The sequence below is a fragment of the Permianibacter aggregans genome (genome assembly GCF_009756665.1).
GTDB lineage: Bacteria > Pseudomonadota > Gammaproteobacteria > Enterobacterales > Permianibacteraceae > Permianibacter > Permianibacter aggregans.
In genome coordinates, this window is record NZ_CP037953.1 from 2,226,978 (window position 1) to 2,245,659 (window position 18,682).

The 18,682-nt window shown below is 54.8% G+C and carries 15 protein-coding genes; 14 read left to right on the forward strand and 1 reads right to left on the reverse strand.

What is annotated here, in order from left to right; translation table 11 throughout:
- The first annotated feature begins 75 nt into the window (after positions 1 to 75).
- From E2H98_RS09860 to E2H98_RS09905, 10 genes are all read left to right on the forward strand, one after another.
- The gene (locus E2H98_RS09860) at positions 76 to 834 is read left to right on the forward strand and encodes a protein-L-isoaspartate(D-aspartate) O-methyltransferase (protein ID WP_133591934.1); all 759 of its coding nucleotides are present in this window, start codon (positions 76 to 78) and stop codon (positions 832 to 834) included.
- A complete protein-coding gene (locus tag E2H98_RS09865) occupies positions 821 to 3,196 on the forward strand; it encodes a hypothetical protein (protein WP_133591932.1) in 2,376 nt (791 codons plus the stop codon). Before E2H98_RS09860 ends, E2H98_RS09865 begins: the two co-directional genes overlap by 14 nt.
- Before the next feature lie 217 nt (positions 3,197 to 3,413).
- Positions 3,414 to 5,738 carry a TonB-dependent hemoglobin/transferrin/lactoferrin family receptor gene (locus tag E2H98_RS09870; protein WP_133591930.1) on the forward strand — a complete coding sequence of 775 codons (2,325 nt, stop codon included), beginning with the start codon at positions 3,414 to 3,416 and terminating at the stop codon, positions 5,736 to 5,738.
- A gap of 142 nt (positions 5,739 to 5,880) precedes the next feature.
- Entirely contained in the window at positions 5,881 to 6,945 is a 1,065-nt protein-coding gene (locus E2H98_RS09875; protein WP_133591928.1) for a DUF6607 family protein, read from the forward strand.
- Positions 6,946 to 7,136: 191 nt separating this feature from the next.
- On the forward strand, positions 7,137 to 7,934 hold the full coding sequence (locus tag E2H98_RS09880) for a TIGR01458 family HAD-type hydrolase (protein WP_162848197.1): 798 nt from the start codon (positions 7,137 to 7,139) through the stop codon (positions 7,932 to 7,934).
- 78 nt (positions 7,935 to 8,012) lie between these two features.
- Complete coding sequence (locus E2H98_RS09885) at positions 8,013 to 8,375, forward strand: DoxX family protein (protein ID WP_133591924.1); 363 nt, start codon at positions 8,013 to 8,015, stop codon at positions 8,373 to 8,375.
- A 216-nt stretch (positions 8,376 to 8,591) separates the two neighbouring features.
- Positions 8,592 to 9,119 (forward strand): hypothetical protein, encoded by a 528-nt coding sequence (locus E2H98_RS09890; protein WP_133591922.1) that lies wholly within the window; start codon positions 8,592 to 8,594, stop codon positions 9,117 to 9,119.
- Positions 9,120 to 9,205: 86 nt separating this feature from the next.
- Complete coding sequence (locus E2H98_RS09895) at positions 9,206 to 9,949, forward strand: helix-turn-helix transcriptional regulator (RefSeq protein WP_133591920.1); 744 nt, start codon at positions 9,206 to 9,208, stop codon at positions 9,947 to 9,949.
- A gap of 122 nt (positions 9,950 to 10,071) precedes the next feature.
- The gene (locus tag E2H98_RS09900) at positions 10,072 to 10,785 is read left to right on the forward strand and encodes an AzlC family ABC transporter permease (RefSeq protein WP_133591918.1); all 714 of its coding nucleotides are present in this window, start codon (positions 10,072 to 10,074) and stop codon (positions 10,783 to 10,785) included.
- A 1-nt stretch (position 10,786) separates the two neighbouring features.
- The gene (locus E2H98_RS09905) at positions 10,787 to 11,110 is read left to right on the forward strand and encodes an AzlD domain-containing protein (protein ID WP_157591332.1); all 324 of its coding nucleotides are present in this window, start codon (positions 10,787 to 10,789) and stop codon (positions 11,108 to 11,110) included.
- A gap of 363 nt (positions 11,111 to 11,473) precedes the next feature.
- Here E2H98_RS09905 and polA read toward each other — a convergent pair whose 3' ends face one another.
- Positions 11,474 to 14,191, reverse strand: a complete 2,718-nt coding sequence (polA, locus tag E2H98_RS09910; protein ID WP_133591914.1) for a DNA polymerase I — start codon at positions 14,189 to 14,191, stop codon at positions 11,474 to 11,476.
- A gap of 52 nt (positions 14,192 to 14,243) precedes the next feature.
- Between polA and E2H98_RS09915 the strand changes: the two genes are divergently transcribed.
- From E2H98_RS09915 to E2H98_RS09930, 4 genes are all read left to right on the forward strand, one after another.
- On the forward strand, positions 14,244 to 14,564 hold the full coding sequence (locus E2H98_RS09915; RefSeq protein ID WP_133591912.1) for a DUF2782 domain-containing protein: 321 nt from the start codon (positions 14,244 to 14,246) through the stop codon (positions 14,562 to 14,564).
- Positions 14,565 to 14,793: 229 nt separating this feature from the next.
- Positions 14,794 to 15,339, forward strand: a complete 546-nt coding sequence (locus E2H98_RS09920) for a TRAP transporter small permease subunit (RefSeq protein ID WP_133591910.1) — start codon at positions 14,794 to 14,796, stop codon at positions 15,337 to 15,339.
- Positions 15,332 to 16,714 carry a TRAP transporter large permease gene (locus E2H98_RS09925; RefSeq protein ID WP_133591908.1) on the forward strand — a complete coding sequence of 461 codons (1,383 nt, stop codon included), beginning with the start codon at positions 15,332 to 15,334 and terminating at the stop codon, positions 16,712 to 16,714. Before E2H98_RS09920 ends, E2H98_RS09925 begins: the two co-directional genes overlap by 8 nt.
- A 154-nt stretch (positions 16,715 to 16,868) precedes the next feature.
- Positions 16,869 to 18,617 (forward strand): GYF domain-containing protein, encoded by a 1,749-nt coding sequence (locus E2H98_RS09930; protein WP_157591333.1) that lies wholly within the window; start codon positions 16,869 to 16,871, stop codon positions 18,615 to 18,617.
- Positions 18,618 to 18,682: the final 65 nt, after the last annotated feature.

Here is an 18,682-nt window from a genome sequence, read left to right on the forward strand (position 1 = left end):
AGCGCCTTGACGTGATTTATCCGGTCCTTGTCAGTTTGCTATTACGCTGTCGAAAAAGGTCATGGAGAAGTGCTGATGTTGGCCACGTGTCGGGCAGTTTTTTGCCGCTGGGCTCTACTCGCCATCGGGACATTGCCGATTGTCGATGCTGGACTGTACGCCGACACCATGGCGGCACTGCGACAGCAGCTGGTGGCGGCGATTCGTGATGATGTTCAGCGCACCCGATCCTATATCGGTCGCAGCGAATTATTGCCGACGGTCATGCGTGCGATCGCGACCGTGCCACGCGAGCATTTTGTGCCGCCGGGACAGCAATTTCGTGCCTACGAAAACCGGCCGCTGCCAATCGGTTACGGACAAACGATTTCGCAGCCGTATATCGTGGCGTTGATGACTGACCTGCTGGCACCTGAGCGCAACGATGTCATGCTCGAAGTCGGTACTGGCTCCGGCTATCAGGCCGCCATACTGGCGCAACTGGTCGACAAGGTTTACACGATAGAAATCATTCCAGAGCTGGCGACGCCAGCGAAAATCCGTCTGCAACAACTGGAATACCAGAATGTCGAAACTCGCACTGGTGACGGTTACTTCGGTTGGCCAGAAGCAGCACCGTTCGACGGCATCATCGTCACCGCTGCTGCCGACCATGTGCCGCCACCGCTGATAGAGCAATTGAAGCCGAATGGCAGGATGGTGATCCCGGTTGGTGATCGCTTCACGGTGCAGGAGCTGCTCTTGATCCGCAAAGATGCGCAAGGCGTCATTCATGTTCAGCATATTCTGCCGGTGCGTTTTGTTCCGCTGACCGGTGATCATGAACTCGAATAAGCGCGCGCTGATCAGCACCCGATCATTGCGGCCGCCGTATGCTTTCATCGCGCTGATTTCAGCGGCAATGCTGGCTTATCAACTGCTGTTGATGCGCTTGCTGGCCATTGTTCACTGGCATCACTTTGCCGGCTTGGTGATCAGTTTGGCATTGCTGGGTTTTGCCGTCAGCGGCACTTTAATGAGCGTGCTCTCGAGGCGGCAGCTGAATTTTTCATCGTGGTTTTTTCTGGCGCAGATCAGCTTTGCGTTGACCGCGTTTGCCAGCTTTCTGATTGCCCAATCCTTGCCATTCAATGCGCTGGCCTTGTTATGGGATAACTGGCAGCTGGTTTACTGGCTGGCGATTTACGCGGCATTGGCATTACCTTTTCTGGCCGCCGGATTTGCCATCGTTTTGAGTCTGACGGCATTCCCGACAGACACCGGAAAACTCTACGCCGCGGATCTGATCGGTGCCGGTGTCGGCGCCATACTGCTGCTGTTCAGCCTGCAGCACTGGCTGCCGATGCAGGTGCTGTTGGGTTTGTCATTACTGGTTTTGCTTGCCGCTGCAGTGTTTGCTGCCAGCGCTCAACGCTGGGCTCAATTATTGGCGGCGCTACTGATGGTCAGCGTGTTGCTGCTGCTTCCCGGCGAATGGAAAACGCGGCAGCTGAGTGAGTACAAACCCTTGCCGCAAACATTGCTGGTACCGGGAAGTCGTATTGTCAGTGAACGCAGCAATGCCCTGGCGCTGCTCAGTCTCGTGGACAGCGGAAAGATTCCGTTTCGTTACGCACCGGATTTAAGTCTGCTGAATACAGCGCCGATTCCGCAACAATTGGCGCTGTTCGCCGATGGCGAAATTGAAGGCGCCCTGAGCCATTACAACGGCGAAAAATCGACGCTGGATTTTCTCCAGCATATACCGGCGGCACTACCCTATTTCTTGCAACCGAAAGCGGTGCACCAAGTGCTGGTGCTCGGCTCGCCCGGCATCTACCTGTTGCTGGCCGAACGATTTGATGTGCCGATGATTTCGATCGTCAGCGCCAATCCGGCGCTGCGCGATTGGTATCAACACGAATTCGCCGAATTTGTTGGTCGGGCGCACTGGCAATCGCAAGTGCAATGGTCGAGCGAACACCCAAGAATTTTTTTGGCGCGCACGCCAACGCGCTTTGATCTGATCCAGTTTTCCGTTGATCAGGCCAGCGGCATTGCCGAACATTATCTGTATACCCTCGAGGCCTTGAATACCGCCTGGCAACGGTTGCATGACAATGGCTGGTTATCGCTGCACTTACCGCTGCGTCAGCCGCCTCTGGCATTGCTGAAAATGTTGGCGATGAGTCGCCAGATGCTGCGCGACAATGGCGTCGCCGATCCGGCGGCGCAGATCATCGTTGTTCAGGGCGTGCGCAGTGTGCAGCTGTTGATTGGCCGGCAGCCGCCGACAAGCGAGCAACTAAGCGCCTTGCAGCGCTTCACAGCAAGCAATGCCTTTCAGCTCTTGTGGCCGATGTTGAGCAAATCCACGCTGCCGTTGCAGACAGATATCGCCATGATGATGAGTGGCAACGCTGAAGCGTTTATCGAGCGCTATCCGTTTGAACTTCGTGCGGCCAGCGATGACCGCCCATATTTTTTTCATTTCTTTCAATACCAGAGCGCGTTATCACTTTTCGCACTGCGTGAACAAGGCGGTCTGGCCCTGCTCGACTGGGCTTATCCACTGCTGTGGCTGTCGTTGCTGCAAGCTTTGCTGCTGAGTGGCTTGCTGGTGTTGCTGCCGCTTTATTGCTTAAAGCCCAAGGTGAAACCGATCAGCCATGAAAACCGCTGGCCGCGCTGGCGGCAGAGTGGCTATTTTCTTTGCATCGGTCTGGCGTTCATGGCGCTGGAAATCGCTTTCATCCAGAAATACCGGTTGCTGCTCGGCGAACCGCTTTACGCCGCGGCGGTGGTGCTGGCCAGCATTCTGATCGGTGCCGGAATCGGCAGTTATTACAGCGCCGGTCGTGAACACAAACTGCGCGCCCAGGCCTTTGTCTGGTTGCTGTGCATAGCGCTGTTGCAACTCTGGCTGTGGCTCGCCGCCAGTGGCAGCTTGCTGGCCTTGCCGCTCGCCATGCGCTGGTTGCTGGCGATGGCGTTGATGCTGCCGCTGGCATTCTGGATGGGGGTGCCGATGCCGCTGGGTCTGGCCAAGGCCGCAGCGGTTTCGCCACACCGATTACCGATCGCTTGGGCCGTCAATGGCAGCGCCTCGGTTATCGGTGCGCTGGCCAGTAACCTGCTGGCGATTGAAACCGGATTCACCGGCATTATTGTCGCGGCCTTGCTGCTGTATGCCGCGGCAGCCTGGTTGTATCGCTAGTGGGGAAAGCCGATACAAGCGTAATGGTTCAGCGCCGAAAGCAGAAAGTTTCTGCTAAGAAACTTTATTTAACTATATGAATAATAAAGAGAAAATCTGTCCGAATAGTGTAGCGGCGACAATCCGGACCATTCTGGTACTTGATCATTAAACGATAATCATTATCATTCGCATCGAATTCGGCCTAAACCGGGCACTGATTTTGGGGAATTTCAAGATGCGCAGAAGTACCAGAATAATCACTCCGCCATCAAAGCCGCTGACAGCCGCGGTCCGACTGGCGCTGTTCGCGGGTGTTGGCATCACGATATTTGCACCACTGGTCGAGGCCGCTCCTGACGACGACGCCCGACCGCCGGTGGTTGCCGAGCGACCGGCTGAGCGCATCACCGTTACCGCCACCAAACAGCCGCGCCAAGTCAGTGAAGTGACCGGTGCGGTCGATGTCATCGGCGCTGAGCAGCTCGACCGCGAGTTGACCCGCGATATCAAGGACATGGTGCGCTACCTGCCAGGCGTGTCGGTGCAGCAAAACGCTGGCCGCTTCGGCTTGAGTGATTTCAACATCCGCGGCTTGTCCGGCAACCGGGTGCTGATTGAAATCGACGGCGTGCGGGTTTCCGACCGCTTCAGCATCGGCAGCTTTGCCAATGCCAACCGCAATTTCGTCGATCTCGATACCGTCAAAGCCGTCGAAATTCTGCGCGGCAGCGCTTCTTCGCTTTATGGCAGCAACGCCATCGGTGGCGTCGTGACGTTCCTGACCAAAGATCCGGAAGACTATTTGAACGGCAGTCACGGTTACTTTCGCGTGAAAGCCGGTTATAGCGAAGTCGACCAAAGCCACACCGAAACGCTGACTGGCGCCTTCGGCGGCAGCCGCTTTTCGGCGATGGCGGTGCTGACGTTCGAACAAGGCAACGAACTGGAAAATCAAGGCAGCATCAACAGCACCGATGCCTCCCGCACCGCTGCCAACCCGCAAGATCGGCAAGCGCAATCGGCGCTGGCGAAACTGGTCTGGCAGTTGCGCGACAGTGACACGCTGCGCTTAATCGCCGATCAGTTTGATAGCGAAACGACGACGGAAAGTTTTTATTCGCGCAGCACCAGTATCATGCCGCTATCGAATCCACCGGGTGCATCCATTACCACCCGGGTGCTGGATCTGGATGCCGACGACGAGCAACAACGTCAACGCCTGCAATTCGATTACGAATTCACCGATCTGCTGCCCGGTATCAATGCCGGCTTGTTGCAAATCTATCAACAACATAGCGAAACCACGCAACAGACCAGCGAGTTCCGTGAGTCCGGTATGACCGGAACACCGCTGACACCAAGTCAGCGCTGGCGTGAATTTCGTTTCGAACAGGAACTTTCCGGTTTGGAACTGACGCTGACCTCTCCCGCCACACTCGGCAACAGTCGTCACACATTCACTTATGGTTTTGAATACAGCAATGCCGAGACCGAGCAGTTGCGCGATGGCTACTCGCGCAACCTGATGACCGGTGCGGTAACCAATGTCGTGATGCCTGACGTGTTCCCGGTGCGCGATTTTCCGTTGAGCGAAACCACTGAGTTCGGCGTCTATCTGCAGGATGAAATGGCGCTGCTTGATGGCCGCTTGTTGTTGGTGCCGGCGCTGCGTTACGACCGCTACCAACTGGACAGCCGTAGCGATGCGATTTTTGTCGAAGATAATCCAGGTATTGCGATTAGCGATCTCGATCACTCGCATAGCTCACCGAAACTCGGCGTGCTGTACAAACTGAGTGAACAGCACTCGCTGTTCACTCAGTACACCGAAGGCTTCCGGGCGCCGCCCGTCAACGATGTCAATATCGGTTTTACCAACTTCGCATTCGGTTACACCGCGATTCCGAATCCTGATCTGAAGCCGGAGCAAAGTCGCAATGTCGAATTCGGTTGGCGCACGCGCGGTGATTGGGGCTTTGCCGAACTGACCGCCTTTCATAATCAATACGATGATTTCATCGAATCGTTGTCGGTGGTCAGCATGCCGCCCGCGACCCCGCTGATGGTCTTTCAATCGCGCAATCTGACCGAAGTGAGCATCGAAGGTTATGAGCTACGTGCCGGTTTCGATTTGCAATCGCTGTGGCATTGGCCGGGTGTCAGCATCCGGCTCGCCTACGGTCATGCCGAAGGCACCGACGAAAGCCTTGACCAGCCGTTGAACAGTATCGATCCGGACAAGCTGGTGCTCGGTATCGCCTGGGATTCTGCTGGCGGTGATTGGGGTCTGGAACTGGTCACCACCGATGTCGCGAAAAAACACGCCAGCGATGTTGCCGGCAGCAATGCGTTTATTCCTGACGGCTACACGACATTCGATTTGTTGGCGCGCTGGCGCTTTACGGATCACGTTCGCGTACAGGCTGGCGTGTTCAACCTCAGCGACGAAAAATACTGGGAATGGGCCGATGTGCGAGGTCAAAGCGCCAGCAGTACCACACTGGACCGCTACACCCGTCCGGGCCGCAACGCCGCGGTCAACCTGATCGTCAGTTTCTAAACCTTTATCGATGAATCCTTGTTCTGCGCCGGTCCATCCCTCCGTTGCCCGCGTGATACGGAACTTGCCGGGTTATCAACAAAAGACCGGCGCGAACAAGGAACCAAACCCACGCCAATTTCAGCAAACGACGAGGTGCAAAATGAATCGCGTTTTCCTTTCCATACTGAGTGCACTGATGCTCAGTGCCTGTCAGACCGCCACCGTAAAAAAAAACACGGATGTAGCCGCCGCCCCGGAAAAAGACAAAGCGGAAAAAACCTACCAGGTTGAGTATCCGTTGGTGACAACCAAGCTAGTGGGCTGCCAGCCGCACGAGAAAAAATTTGATTGCGACCGCCGTGCGATTCTGGCGATGACCGGCGAATATCAGGTGGACTTTCATTTTGAGGAAGTCGCAGGTTATCGTGCTGAATATCAGACCAAAGCACCGTACAAATCGCGCGGCTTCGAGTTCGTTAAGCTGATCGAAGATGATGGCACGCGCATCGTGTTGCAACATGTACTGGTCAGCAAAGAAGGCCATGTCGTCAAACACTGGCGTCAGGACTGGGAATACGAACAAACCAGCACCTGGCAGTTTACCGGCGATCGCAGCTGGGCCCGCCGTACGATACCGACTGAACAAGTCAAAGGCAGCTGGGTGCAAACTGTCTGGCAAGTTGATGACAGTCCGCGTTATGCCGGTGTCGGAGCGTGGCAACACCATAGCAATGTCTCGAGTTGGAATTCCGATGTCACCTGGCGGCCACTGCCACGGCGCGAGTTCACCAGTCGTAGCGATTACGATGTGCTGGAAGCGCGCAACCGCCATGAAATTCACAGCAGCGGCTGGCTGCACCTGCAGGACAATCTGAAACGCGATCAACAGGCCGAAAGCGATCAGCGCTATATCGCTCGTGAAATCGGCATTGATCGCTATACCCGCATCAGCGGTTACGACTTTGCCAAAGGCTACGAATACTGGCAGAAAACCGCTGAATTCTGGCAGATCGTGCGCCAATCCTGGGCTGAACTGTTTGCCAGGCATCAACGTATTGCCCTGCACAACAAAGTCGATGATAAAACCCTGTGGATGGTGATGTTTGAGTTGGCCGACAAACCCTTGCCTAGCGATACGGTTGCACAGCGAAAGCAAGTCAATCAGGTTCTGCAGCGCTATCTGAAACAGCAAGAAATCGAGATGCAGAAAACCGCAATACGTTAACCATTTTCGCTGTACAAGTTGAGTCGCCAATGCGTTGGTCGCGGTAGCGAGGGTTGCCGCGATCCTTTTTTTGATTTTATAGAATCAACACGCTGAAGCGGGCGAGCTGTTGAGACCCAATTCAATCATTCTGCTGGCGTCGACCAGCGATTCACTAGAATCAACATATTGGTGAATACTGGCCGGTGGCGATGATCAAAGGCGTCTTGTTCGATTGGGGCGGTGTCCTGCATGACGACAACGGCCCGATTGCCGGTGCCGCGTCGTGCTTGCAACAACTCTCTTCGCAGAACATTCCCTGGCGCATTATTTCCAACACGACCAGCAAACCGCCGCAATATTTGCTCGACAAACTCGATGATATGGGTGTCCAGGCCGACGCGACGCAGATTCTGACGCCGATCACCGCCAGCCAATTTTGGTTGCGTCAGCAAGCCAGACGAAACCCGGTTGAACCGATTGCCTTATTTGTCGCGGATTCAGCGCGGTCCAGTTTTCAAGCGCTCTCGTTGTTGGCGCCGCAAGCCGAAAAGGGTGCAAGAACCGTGATCATCGGTGATTTGGCCGAAGGCTGGAACTATCAGCAAATAAATCGGGCACTGCGCTTATTGACTCAGCAGCCGACACCACACTTTATTGCGCTGGGCGCCACGCGCTATTGGCAGGCAGCCGATGGCCTTCGTATTGATGTCGGGCCAATCGCCGCCGCGCTGGAATATGCCAGCGGCATTAAGCCGATAACACTTGGCAAACCCTCGCCGGCCTTCTTTGCGTTGGCGCTGGCTCAGCTCGGTGTCAGCAAGGAGCACGTACTGATAGTTGGCGATGATATCGAGAGCGATATTCACGGCGCACAACAATGCGGTTTGCAAACGGCCTTGGTACGCACCGGAAAATTCCAAGCAACGGACTTGCAAAAGCCACCGGCACCGGATGTCGTACTCGACAGTGTCGCCGATCTGAGCGACTGGCTTGATGCCGCACACTGAGTCTTCAGCGATTCTGTAACGCCGACCAGCTCGGCAACTCTAATCATCGACATTGCCACTTCTTGTAAGGCCATTCTGATGAAGAGAATCCATCTGGTTTACCTGTTGTTCGTGATCTTCCTGCTTTCCGGCTCGGCAAAAATCCTTGCCCTGCCTTTTGAGCTGGCGGCGTTTGCGCGCTGGGGCTATCCGCTGTGGTTTATGTATGCCACGGGTATCGCTGAAGTGGTTGGCGCCTTGCTGTTGCTCGGGCCCATGCGTCGTCCAACGGCCGCTGCGCTGACGGTCCTGATGCTCGGCGCGGTCGCCACGCATGCGCTGCACAGCGAGTGGCCGATGCTGATCGTGGCGACATTGATTTTGCTTGCTTGCGCTTGGGTATTCCGATGGCAAATATCAGACCAAACCAATGATGACGATCTGGCTCAGAAATCATCGTGATAAAAACGCAAAGGGAGCTTCACTAAAGGCCAATATGGACAAAGTTTTTTACAGATTCAATGAGTGAATATTGTTCGCTGAGGACGGGTAAAGTTACGGGAAAAGTCGGCAAGGGGAATCTATAAAAGATTGACCGCGAACAGTTAAGTAAACGCGGACTGCCGTAAGTTTGAGGGACAGCCATTCAATCGTTTTCGAATGAACTGGAGGTCTGCCATGAAAACCCGTACCGCCGTCGCCACATTACTAATGTCCACTGCTTTGTTGCAGGGCGCTGCCAACGCTGACAGTATCAACGATAACATCCTTGATATTCAGTTTCGACAAATGGCCGAAGCATGTCAGCTTGATATCGACCGCGCCCAGCAATACGGTGGCCAAGCCATTGCACTGCAAGACTGCTTCGCTGACAAAGTCAAAGTCACCTTCCTGGAACTAAAGAAACACTCGGTTCGTGATCATTGGTTCTACGGCACTTATGTGAAAATTCCTCGCCGCATCACCAGCAGCGAGCGTGAAAGCTTTCTGCGCGCCGCGATCGAATCCGATCCGTTGCTATCGCTAACGGCGTTCAACTCGGCGCTGGAAGGCCGCTTGAACGTTTATTACGCTACCGAGGTCGCCAGCACCTATTTGCCTGAACAGAGCGACAATCTGGCTCGCATCGCCATCGCTCGTGGTGCCGCGCCCGATCGCGTTACCGCCGCGACCGCTGCCGGTCGGCGCAACACGCGCTCGCCGTGATCTTGAACACACGTCAGGCAAACCATCATCAAAAGATGGTTTGATCTGGCATTGAATCGGCGATTGGCGACTGCCAGAATAACGGCATGCTGCTAACCGCCGATATCCGCCATTACGCGCCACAAGCGTGCTTCGACCGTCACGATCATCATCAATTGCTGATCGCGACCAGCGGCGCCATGGCTATCGATATGGAAGGTCGCGAGTCGGTGATCACGACTGCGCGCGGCGGTGTGGTGCCGGCGGGGTACCGGCATGATTTCGAAGTCAGCGAACAGAACAGCAGTATCGTGATTGATTTGGGTCATGACCCGTACCACTGGCGGCAACAAGGCTGGCAAAAACTCGAAGCATTGTTCGAACAGCCGCAGTATTTTTTGAGCAACCCGGCGCTCGATCATCTACTGCGTTTTGCCGCTGCCGAATTGCCGCGCCATGACAAAGCCTCGCCGTTGGCGCAACATCTGGCCGCCACGTTATTGATCAGTATTGCCGATATCGGCGCCAACACAGCAACGAAAACACGGCTGAACATGGACGCCATCAATGCCTATGTTGACAGCCATATCGCTGAACCCATTCGCGTCGCGGACTTGGCCCGTTTGCAGCACTTAAGTCCGGCCCATTTCCAACAGTTGTTCCAGCAGCAAAATCAGGAAAGTGTTTATCAATACGTACGCCAGCGCCGCATTGAGCAGGCCATTTACCTGATAGAAGCGACCGAGCAACCTTTGGCCGAGATTGCGCTTGCCTGCGGTTTTGCTCATCAAAGCGCGCTGACCCGCGCGATCAAATCCCACACCGGCCTGACCCCTGCCCGGCTGCGTTAACGCGTTCGCGCGCATAACCCAGCTTCCGCGTTTTTGTTAAAAACTTCCGGCGATTTGGCAAGACCATCGATGTCAGTTTCACCGATGCTGCATGTCTGTTCTCTTTGATTTTGGTATCGGCAATGATGGCCTTCGCGACGCGACGGGCGCGGTTACGGGTGTTGCTCGGCGTGAAACGCTTTATCCCGTTGGCACTACCGCTGTTGGCGTTTGGCGCCAGCTTTGGCTTGTATGCCACACAAATCGGTTTTGCCGGTGAAGCGGCCATCGCCATGTCACTACTGACCTTCGCCGGCGCCGCGCAATTTGCTGCACTCGGTGTGGTCGCAACCGGCGGCAGTTTGTTGGCGCTGGCATTAGCCGTGCTGTTGATCAATGCCCGTTACCTGAGCATGGGGCTTACCGTTTCCTCGACGCTGCCAAAGCGTCGAATCGCGCGCTTGTTTTGCGCGCAGCTGATGGTCGATGAAAGTTGGCTGTTATCGCGCAATCGCCGTGGTCGTCATTCGTCCGAGTTATTCATCGGTGTTGGTATTGCCGAGTTTTTGTTGTGGGCACTCGGCACCGTTGTGGGGGTCTGGTTTGCTGCGTGGTTACCGTCGGCACAAACGCTCGGCATTGATATTGGTATCACCGCTTTCTTTCTGGCCTTGCTGGCCGGGCAATTGGACAATCAAGAGAAACGCCTGGCGGCAATCAGCAGCGGCGTGCTGACCTTGATATTGATACTGGTGAATTTGTCGCAGCTGGCGTTACTGCTGGCACCGTTACCGATCCTGATTTACCTGAGTATCAGGCAAGTACGACTAACGCGAAAACCGTCGACGGAGAATTGAGTTGCAAACGGAAATCGAATCAGTTTGGCTCGTGGTCGCGATCACAACGATTGTGACGTTCGCCTGCAAAAATAGCGGGCTGTGGTTTCGCGACGTCAACACGCTACCGACGGCGATCTCCCGCACCTTGCCACTGCTGGCGCCGGCTTTGCTGGCCGCGATCGTGGTCAGCGGTACGTTCGCAACGATGCGTAGCCAGCTACCGCTCGCCGAAGTCGCAGGCATACTTGTGGCAGCATTGGCGAATTGGCGGCGCGCGCCGTTGCTGCTGACGATGTTACTGGCATCGGCCTGTACGGCAGGGCTTCGCTATTTATTAAAGTAACACAGGGGGAAAAAATAACCCCGGCAGCGGAGGGAGTGCTAGCCGGGGCGATAGTCCGGACCAGCTTGGGGATTCTGGCCCGAAATCCCGCTGTATGGAGGGAGAGAGCGGGAGAGTGCCATGCCTGACACTCAGGACATATGACGCCAGAATTGGGCGTTAGTTTCAGTGCATGCTTGTAACGATTTGTAAATCTGCAGCGTCATGCCGCAGTTATTCAGGGCTGTGAGTTTTCACACTCTCGATACGGCATCGCATCAGCCGGCATAGGTATAGGCGCTGGTCACCATGCGAGGCGTTGTATTAGAAAAGGCGTAAATAAAAACGGCTTCGCTGATGACCAAATGACAGGAAGCGCATCGCTTAATGCGCTTCATCCCAGTTGTTGCCGACACCGGCATCAACCACCAGTGGCACTGACAGTTCTGCCGCCGAACTCATCAACTGAACGACATTTGCCTTCACTTCATCAATAGCGTCTTTCTGCACTTCCAACACCAGTTCATCGTGCACTTGCAGAATCAGCTTCGCCGGCTTGTTTGATTTGCTGAGCCAGGCATCGACGGCCAGCATCGCGCGCTTGACGATATCCGCACCGGTGCCTTGCATCGGTGCGTTAATCGCGATGCGTTCGGCGGCTTTGCGTCGCGCTTGATTGCTGGCTTTCAGTTCCGGCAGGTACAGGCGCCGACCAAACAGGGTTTCGACATAACCGGTTTCGGTGGCTTTCTGACGAATATCATTCATGTATTGCTCGACGCCAGGATAGCGAGCGAAATAGCGGTGCATATACATTTGTGCCGCGCCGCGATCGACATCGATTTGCCTGGCGAGGCCAAACGCCGACATGCCGTAAATCAAACCGAAATTGATCGCTTTTGCTTTCCGACGTTGATCGGCTGTCACTTCATCCGGATGCACTTCGAAAATTTCCGCTGCCGTCGCACGGTGTACATCCTGGCCGCTTTGGAAGGCTTTCAACAAACCCGGGTCATTCGATAGATGCGCCATGATGCGCAACTCGATCTGCGAATAGTCGGCGGCCAGCAACACATGATCTTTTGGTGCGATAAAGGCCTGGCGAATGCGTCGGCCTTCTTCAGTGCGAATCGGAATGTTCTGCAAATTCGGATCGGAAGATGATAGTCGTCCAGTGCTGGTGCCAGCCTGATGGAACGAAGTATGAACTCGACCGGTCCGCTCATTGATCTGTTCTGGTAGCTTATCGGTGTAGGTGTTTTTCAGTTTGCTCAAGCCGCGATGTTCAAGAATCAGCTTAGGCAGTGGATAATCGAGGGCCAGCTCTTCCAACACTTCTTCATTGGTCGATGGCGCGCCTTTCGGGGTTTTGGCAATGACTGGCAGCTTCATTTCATCGAACAGAATTTCTCCGAGCTGCTTAGTCGAAGCCAGATTGAATTCCTTACCGGCCAATTCGTAAGCGTCGTGTTCCAGTTCAACAATACGCTTGGCGATCTGGCCGCTTTGTTCGCGCAGCTTGTTAGCGTCGAGCAGGACGCCATTCAATTCCATTTTCGCCAACACCGACAACACCGGAATTTCCAGCTCGGTCAGCAACGATTTCAGCTTCGGCTCTTTTTCCAGTCGTGGCCATTGGTTTTGGTGCAGTTTGAAGGTGACATCGGCATCCTCTGCGGCATACGGCGATGCCTGCTCCAATTCAATTTGATTGAAGGTCAACTGGCCTTTGCCTTTACCGGCGATATCGGTAAAGGAAATATTCTGATGACCGAGCAGTTTCAGCGCCAGCGTATCCATGTCGTGTCGGTTGCCGGTGGCATCCAGCACATAGCTTTCCAGCATCGTATCGCTGGCAATGCCGGTCAGGTGAATGTCGTAGTTGGCCAGCACTTTCAAATCGTATTTCAGATTATGGCCAATGATTTTCTTCTGACCGTTTTCCAATACCGGTTTCAACTTTTTCAGCACGGTATCGCGATCAAGCTGCTTTGGTGCGCCAAGATAGTCATGGGCGACCGGAATATAACAGGCGCGTCCATCGTCCAACGCAAAAGAGACGCCAACGATTTCCGCTTGCAATTCGTCAAGGCTGGTAGTCTCGCTATCATAGGCGAACAGCTTGGCCTTGTTTAGCCAATCAATCCAGCGATCAAGATCGGCCTCCTCGAGTATTGTTTCATACTGGCTGCGGTCAATACCGGAAGGCGCCACGGTTTCGGTTGCCGTCGCTTGGGCTTCATCGTTGCTCAGCGTTTCTTTCAGCCAGGTTTTGAATTCCAGCTCGCTGTACAACTCACGCAGCTTTTCCTGATTGGGTTTTTTTGGTTTCAGTTCGTCGTAATCGAAATTCAAATCGACATCGCATTTGATCGTCGCCAGCTCGCGTGACATCGGTAGCTGCGGAATGGCGTCGCGCAGTTTCTCACCGGCCTTGCCTTTGACTTCGTCAGCACGGGCAATCACGTCATCGAGCGAACCAAATTCGTTCAGCCATTTCGCGGCGGTTTTCGGGCCGACGCCGTTGACGCCGGGAATGTTGTCAACGGTGTCACCCATCAGCGTCAGGTAGTCGATGATGAGTTCCGGCGGCACACCGAATTTTTCGATAACGCCATCGCGCTGCATTGTCGTGTCGGTCATCGAGTTCGACAGAAACACGTAATCATCGACCAGTTGCGCCATGTCCTTGTCGGAGGTCGAGATCATCACCGGCCGTTTATCTTTTGAGGCATGGCGAGCCAGCGTGCCGATGACGTCATCGGCTTCGACCCCTTCAATGCACAGAATCGGCAAACCGAGCGCTTCGATCAGCGCGTGCAAGGGTTTGATCTGGCTGCGCAGATCATCCGGCATTGGCGGTCGGTTGGCTTTGTATTCCGGGTAAATGTCGTTACGAAAGGTTGGACCCTTGGCGTCGAATACCACGGCGATATGTTCCGGCTGGTAGGTATTCAGCAGTTTTTTCAGCATCGCCACCACGCCATAGGCCGCGCCGGTCGGTTGGCCTTTGCTGTTGGTCAACGCCGGCAGGGCATGAAAGGCGCGAAACAGATAAGAGGAACCGTCGACGAGAATTATTGGCTTGGTTTGGCTGGTCATTCGTAAACTCAGGCGGGATAATCGAAAGTCGTTAGTGTACTGGAGTTGACGCATGAGCAAGGTAAAGCTTGCGCTGATGAGCGCGGTGTTGGTGATGAGCGCAGGGCTGCCGCTGTCGGCCGCCGAGCCGGTGCAGGAGCGCCCCGAAGTCAGCGTCGGTACGCTGCCGGAGCCGGTCGTGCGCATTCGCGAAAAAGACGGTGCCAAGATCAAGGAATGGCGCCAGAACGGTCAGGTCGTGCTGATCCGGGTCGAGCCGGTCGTTGGTCCGGCCTATTACCTGGTCGATGCCAATGGCGATGGCGTCTGGGAACCGGGCCCGGATTTTGGCGATCAGGGCCGGGTGGCGCAGTGGGTGTTGTTCACCTTCTGAACGGATCGGTGAAAAATTATCCACAGGTGCCAGATTTCTGTGGATAAAGTAGTGGAGAAATTGTCATCGCCTTGTTGGCATCATCGTACAGATGCGGCCGACGGTGATGATAAAGATAAATAATTATTAATAATCAAATAGATACGGAAATGTCTTCGAGTAACCAAGTAAAAAGCAGCGATATCTGCTCGATTTCTCGCTTGTGTATAACCATCGTCGGATTGCCGCGATGAAGCCGTTGTTCTCCCGCGTTTCCGGTGAGCTTATTCGGGGTATTGATACCTTCACCGACTGGACCGGCAAGCTAGTGGCCTGGGCGGCGTTGGCGATGGTGCTTGGCATGTCGGCCGTCGTCATCCTGCGCTACGTGTTCGCCGAAAGCTCGATTGCGCTACAGGAGCTTGCCACCTATTTCCACGCGCTGCTGTTCCTGGCCGGTGCCGCGTTCACGCTGAAAGCCAATGAACACGTGCGGGTCGATATCCTGCATCAACGCTTCTCGGCAAAAACCCGGGCTTCAATCGAAGCCTTCGGCTTCCTGTTTTTCCTGCTGCCGGTCTGCGTATTTTTGATTGTCGTTGCTTGGGATTACGTCGCCATGAGCTGGAAAGTGCGCGAGGCCTCGCGTGAAGCCGGCGGCCTGCCCGGCGTTTACCTATTGAAGTCATTATTGCTGGTGATGCCAGTGTTGTTGATCGTTCAGGGTCTGTCGGAAGCGCTGAAAGCCACTCGCAAGATCCTTGGCATCGACGCGTCGGAGGCCAGCCATGCTTGAGCTGTTGCCACTGCTGCTTTTCGTCGTCGTCTGCGTGTTTCTACTTCTCGGTTATCCGGTGGCGCTGACGCTGGCCGGTGTTTCGCTATTGTTCGCCGGTTTGGGGGTCGCGTTTGACTGGATTCATCCAGGCTTGCTCAACGCCCTACCCAATCGGCTGTACGGCATCATCGATAACTACACGCTGATTGCCGTGCCGCTGTTTGTGTTTATGGGCGTGACGCTGGAGCGCACCAAGATCAGTGAGGACTTGCTCTCCTCCATGGGGGCGCTATTCGGTGGTATGCGCGGCGGCTTGGGGCTGGCCGTTATCGTCGTCGGCACGCTGCTCGCCGCCTCGACTGGCATTGTCGGCGCCACCGTCGTCACCATGGGCCTGCTGTCGCTACCGGCGATGATGCGCCTGAATTACGACAAAGGGCTGGCAACCGGCGTCATCTGCGCTTCCGGTACCCTGGGCCAATTGATTCCACCGTCGATCGTGCTGGTGCTGCTCGGCGATGTGCTCGGCTCGGCCTATACCCAGGCCCAGGCTACAGCCGGCATCTGGCCACCGAAAGCCGTATCGGTCGGCGATTTGTTTGTCGGTGCCTTGCTGCCCGGTTTGGTGCTGGTCTTCTTATATATGGTCTGGGTCATGTTGGTGGCCTGGCGCAAACCACAGGCGGCGCCAGCGATGGCTAAAGAAGAGCGCGCCCGCTACAAAGCCAACCCGTGGAAGCTGCTGCGCATTCTGCTGTTGCCACTGGTGCTGATTCTGGCCGTGCTCGGCTCGATTCTGTTCGGCATTGCGACGCCAACCGAAGCGGCAGGTGTTGGTGCCTTGGGTGCGCTGCTACTGGCGGCGTTCGGCAGGAAACTGTCATTCAAGGTGCTGCAGGAAATCGGCGAAAGCACGTTGAAAACCAGCAGCATGGTGTTCCTGATTTTGATCGGCGCTTCGCTGTTCTCGCTGGTGTTCCGCGCCTACGACGGTGACGCGCTGATGCACGCCATTTTCGATCAGCTACCCGGTGGTGTGTTTGGCGCGATGTTGCTGGTCATGGTCATGATGTTCCTGCTCGGCTTCATCATCGACTTTATCGAAATCATTTTTGTTGTTGTCCCGATTGTTGCGCCGGTGCTGCTGGCCATGGGGCTCGATCCGGTGTGGCTCGGGGTCATGATCGCGATTAACCTGCAAACTTCGTTTCTAACACCGCCGTTCGGTTTTGCCCTGTTCTACTTGCGTGGTGTGGCGCCGCCCAATATCAAAACCAGTGACATGTATCGCGGTGTCGTGCCGTTTATCGCGATACAAATGTTGATGATTGCGTTGCTGGCCTTTTTTCCGGAATTGGCAACGGCGTTGCCGCAGTGGGTGTATGGAGGTTAGCGCCAGCTCGAAAATCTAGATCCTTCCCTTGTCAGGGGAAGGAACAACAATTCCTTTTCGAGGAGAGAAAGGGCAATGGTTTCCGCGCCAGTTTAAAAAATGAAAATGTTAAAGAACATGAAGTAAAGCAGTGGGGGAACGAGTAATGGAATACATGTACGAACTAAAAGGCGAATTGCATGGCCCGGTCAGTCATCAGCAATTGGCTGAGTTGATTCGTGACGGCCGTTTGTCGCCGTCGACCAATGTGCTGAAAAAAGGCCAGACGCAATGGAAGCGCGCCAGCGACTATTTTGCCAAAGCCGAAATTACGCCGGATTCCTCGCAACAGAAGGCATCAGTAGACGTCAATGAAGGCAATCGTGTCTGGGCTTATGTAGTGAACCACTGGTGCGGCCAAACCAGTCTTGCCCAGGCATTCTGGATCAATGGTTTCGCGCTGTCGATCCTGATCGGTGTGATCACCGAATTGCTGTTCTCGATGGCACCGGATAATCCCATCGAACTGAAACCTTATGCCTATATGGCGCTGGTGGTTATCGCTGTTGAACTGATTGTTCGGGTTTGGCAGTGGGTCGGTATTTACCGCACCGCAATTAACGCTGAAGTCGTGACCAAACCCGTGTGGTGTACCTGGGCCAAGCTATCGGTGATCGTCGGTGCCTTGCTGCTGATCTACAACTTCAATTCGCTGGTGCTGATCAGTGGCGATTTGTTGAAGCTGGCCAATTATCAGGACGACATGGGTAGCTTCACGGCGCAGCTGGGCAGTGAGCAACAGCGGCTGATCTATGAAGGCCCAATCACCGCCGGTTCGCCGGAAGCGATCGAGGAACTGCTTGAGCGTCATCCAGAAATCAAAACGATTGAACTGAACAGTCCCGGTGGATTCTTAGGGCCGGCCTATCGCATTGGCAAAATTCTGCAACAGCATGGTGTGCAAACCGCCATTGTCCGCGACGAATGTGCCTCAGCTTGCACACTGGCCCTGCTCAGTGTCAAACAGCGATTGCTGATCGACGAAGGCAGCATTGGCTTCCATCAACCCGATGATGCTGTCGATACCCATTTAGGCAAGTTGACCATCGGCGAAGACATCAAAGCGATGCAGGAATGGTTGCGCAAGCATGGTGTATCGGACGTGTTTGCCGAGCGAGCGATGCGTACGCCGCCAACAAAAATGTTTTTCGCTGAACCTCTGGAGCTGATGCAACACGGCGTCATTACCGAGTTTCAACTCGCTGATCAACGCATCAGTCAGGACGATATGTTGGTCATGGCCCTGCAAGAAAAATTCAGGGTGTTCGAAAGCATATTGGCGCTGCAGGAATTTCACCCGACTGAATACCAGAAGTTGATCAAGCTGTTTGCTGCTGAACTGAAAAGCAACAAATGGCTCCATGGCTACTATCCGGAAACCGGCGAAGCCTTGGGGCGTAGCTCGTATTTCGCGTTGGCAAAAGCCAGCAACGAGACACTGCGGCCTTTATTCAAGCGTGAAACGGAAGCGATGCGTGAGTTGAAAAATCAGCATCCATCGGTATGCGCGGAACTGGCTGGTTTCAGCTATTACGAAGGCGAATATCCCGCCGGCTTTTATTTGTTCCGTGAAGAGCAGGATCGTTTGCTGGCTGATGCTTATCGCTCGATGGCAAGCAACAGCGAACGCAGTGAAGATGAAAGCAAAGCCAACTGGGCTTATATCCGCGTCGAAACACAGCTGAAGCGCGATGCTGCCAATGCTCATCGTATATTCGTCGGGCAGCCAGCGCGATATCTGGATCACGAATCACTCTGCCAATCGGCACTGGATATTCGGGATCGGGTCGATGCCTTGCCCGATGATCTGTTCGGCGCATTCGCGCGCCGCTATTACGCGACCAGCACAGCGCCTGCGCACTGATGCTGATATCGATAACCGTTCACCGGTTACGAATCGGTAACGTTTAGCAGCCGATTAAAAACGCG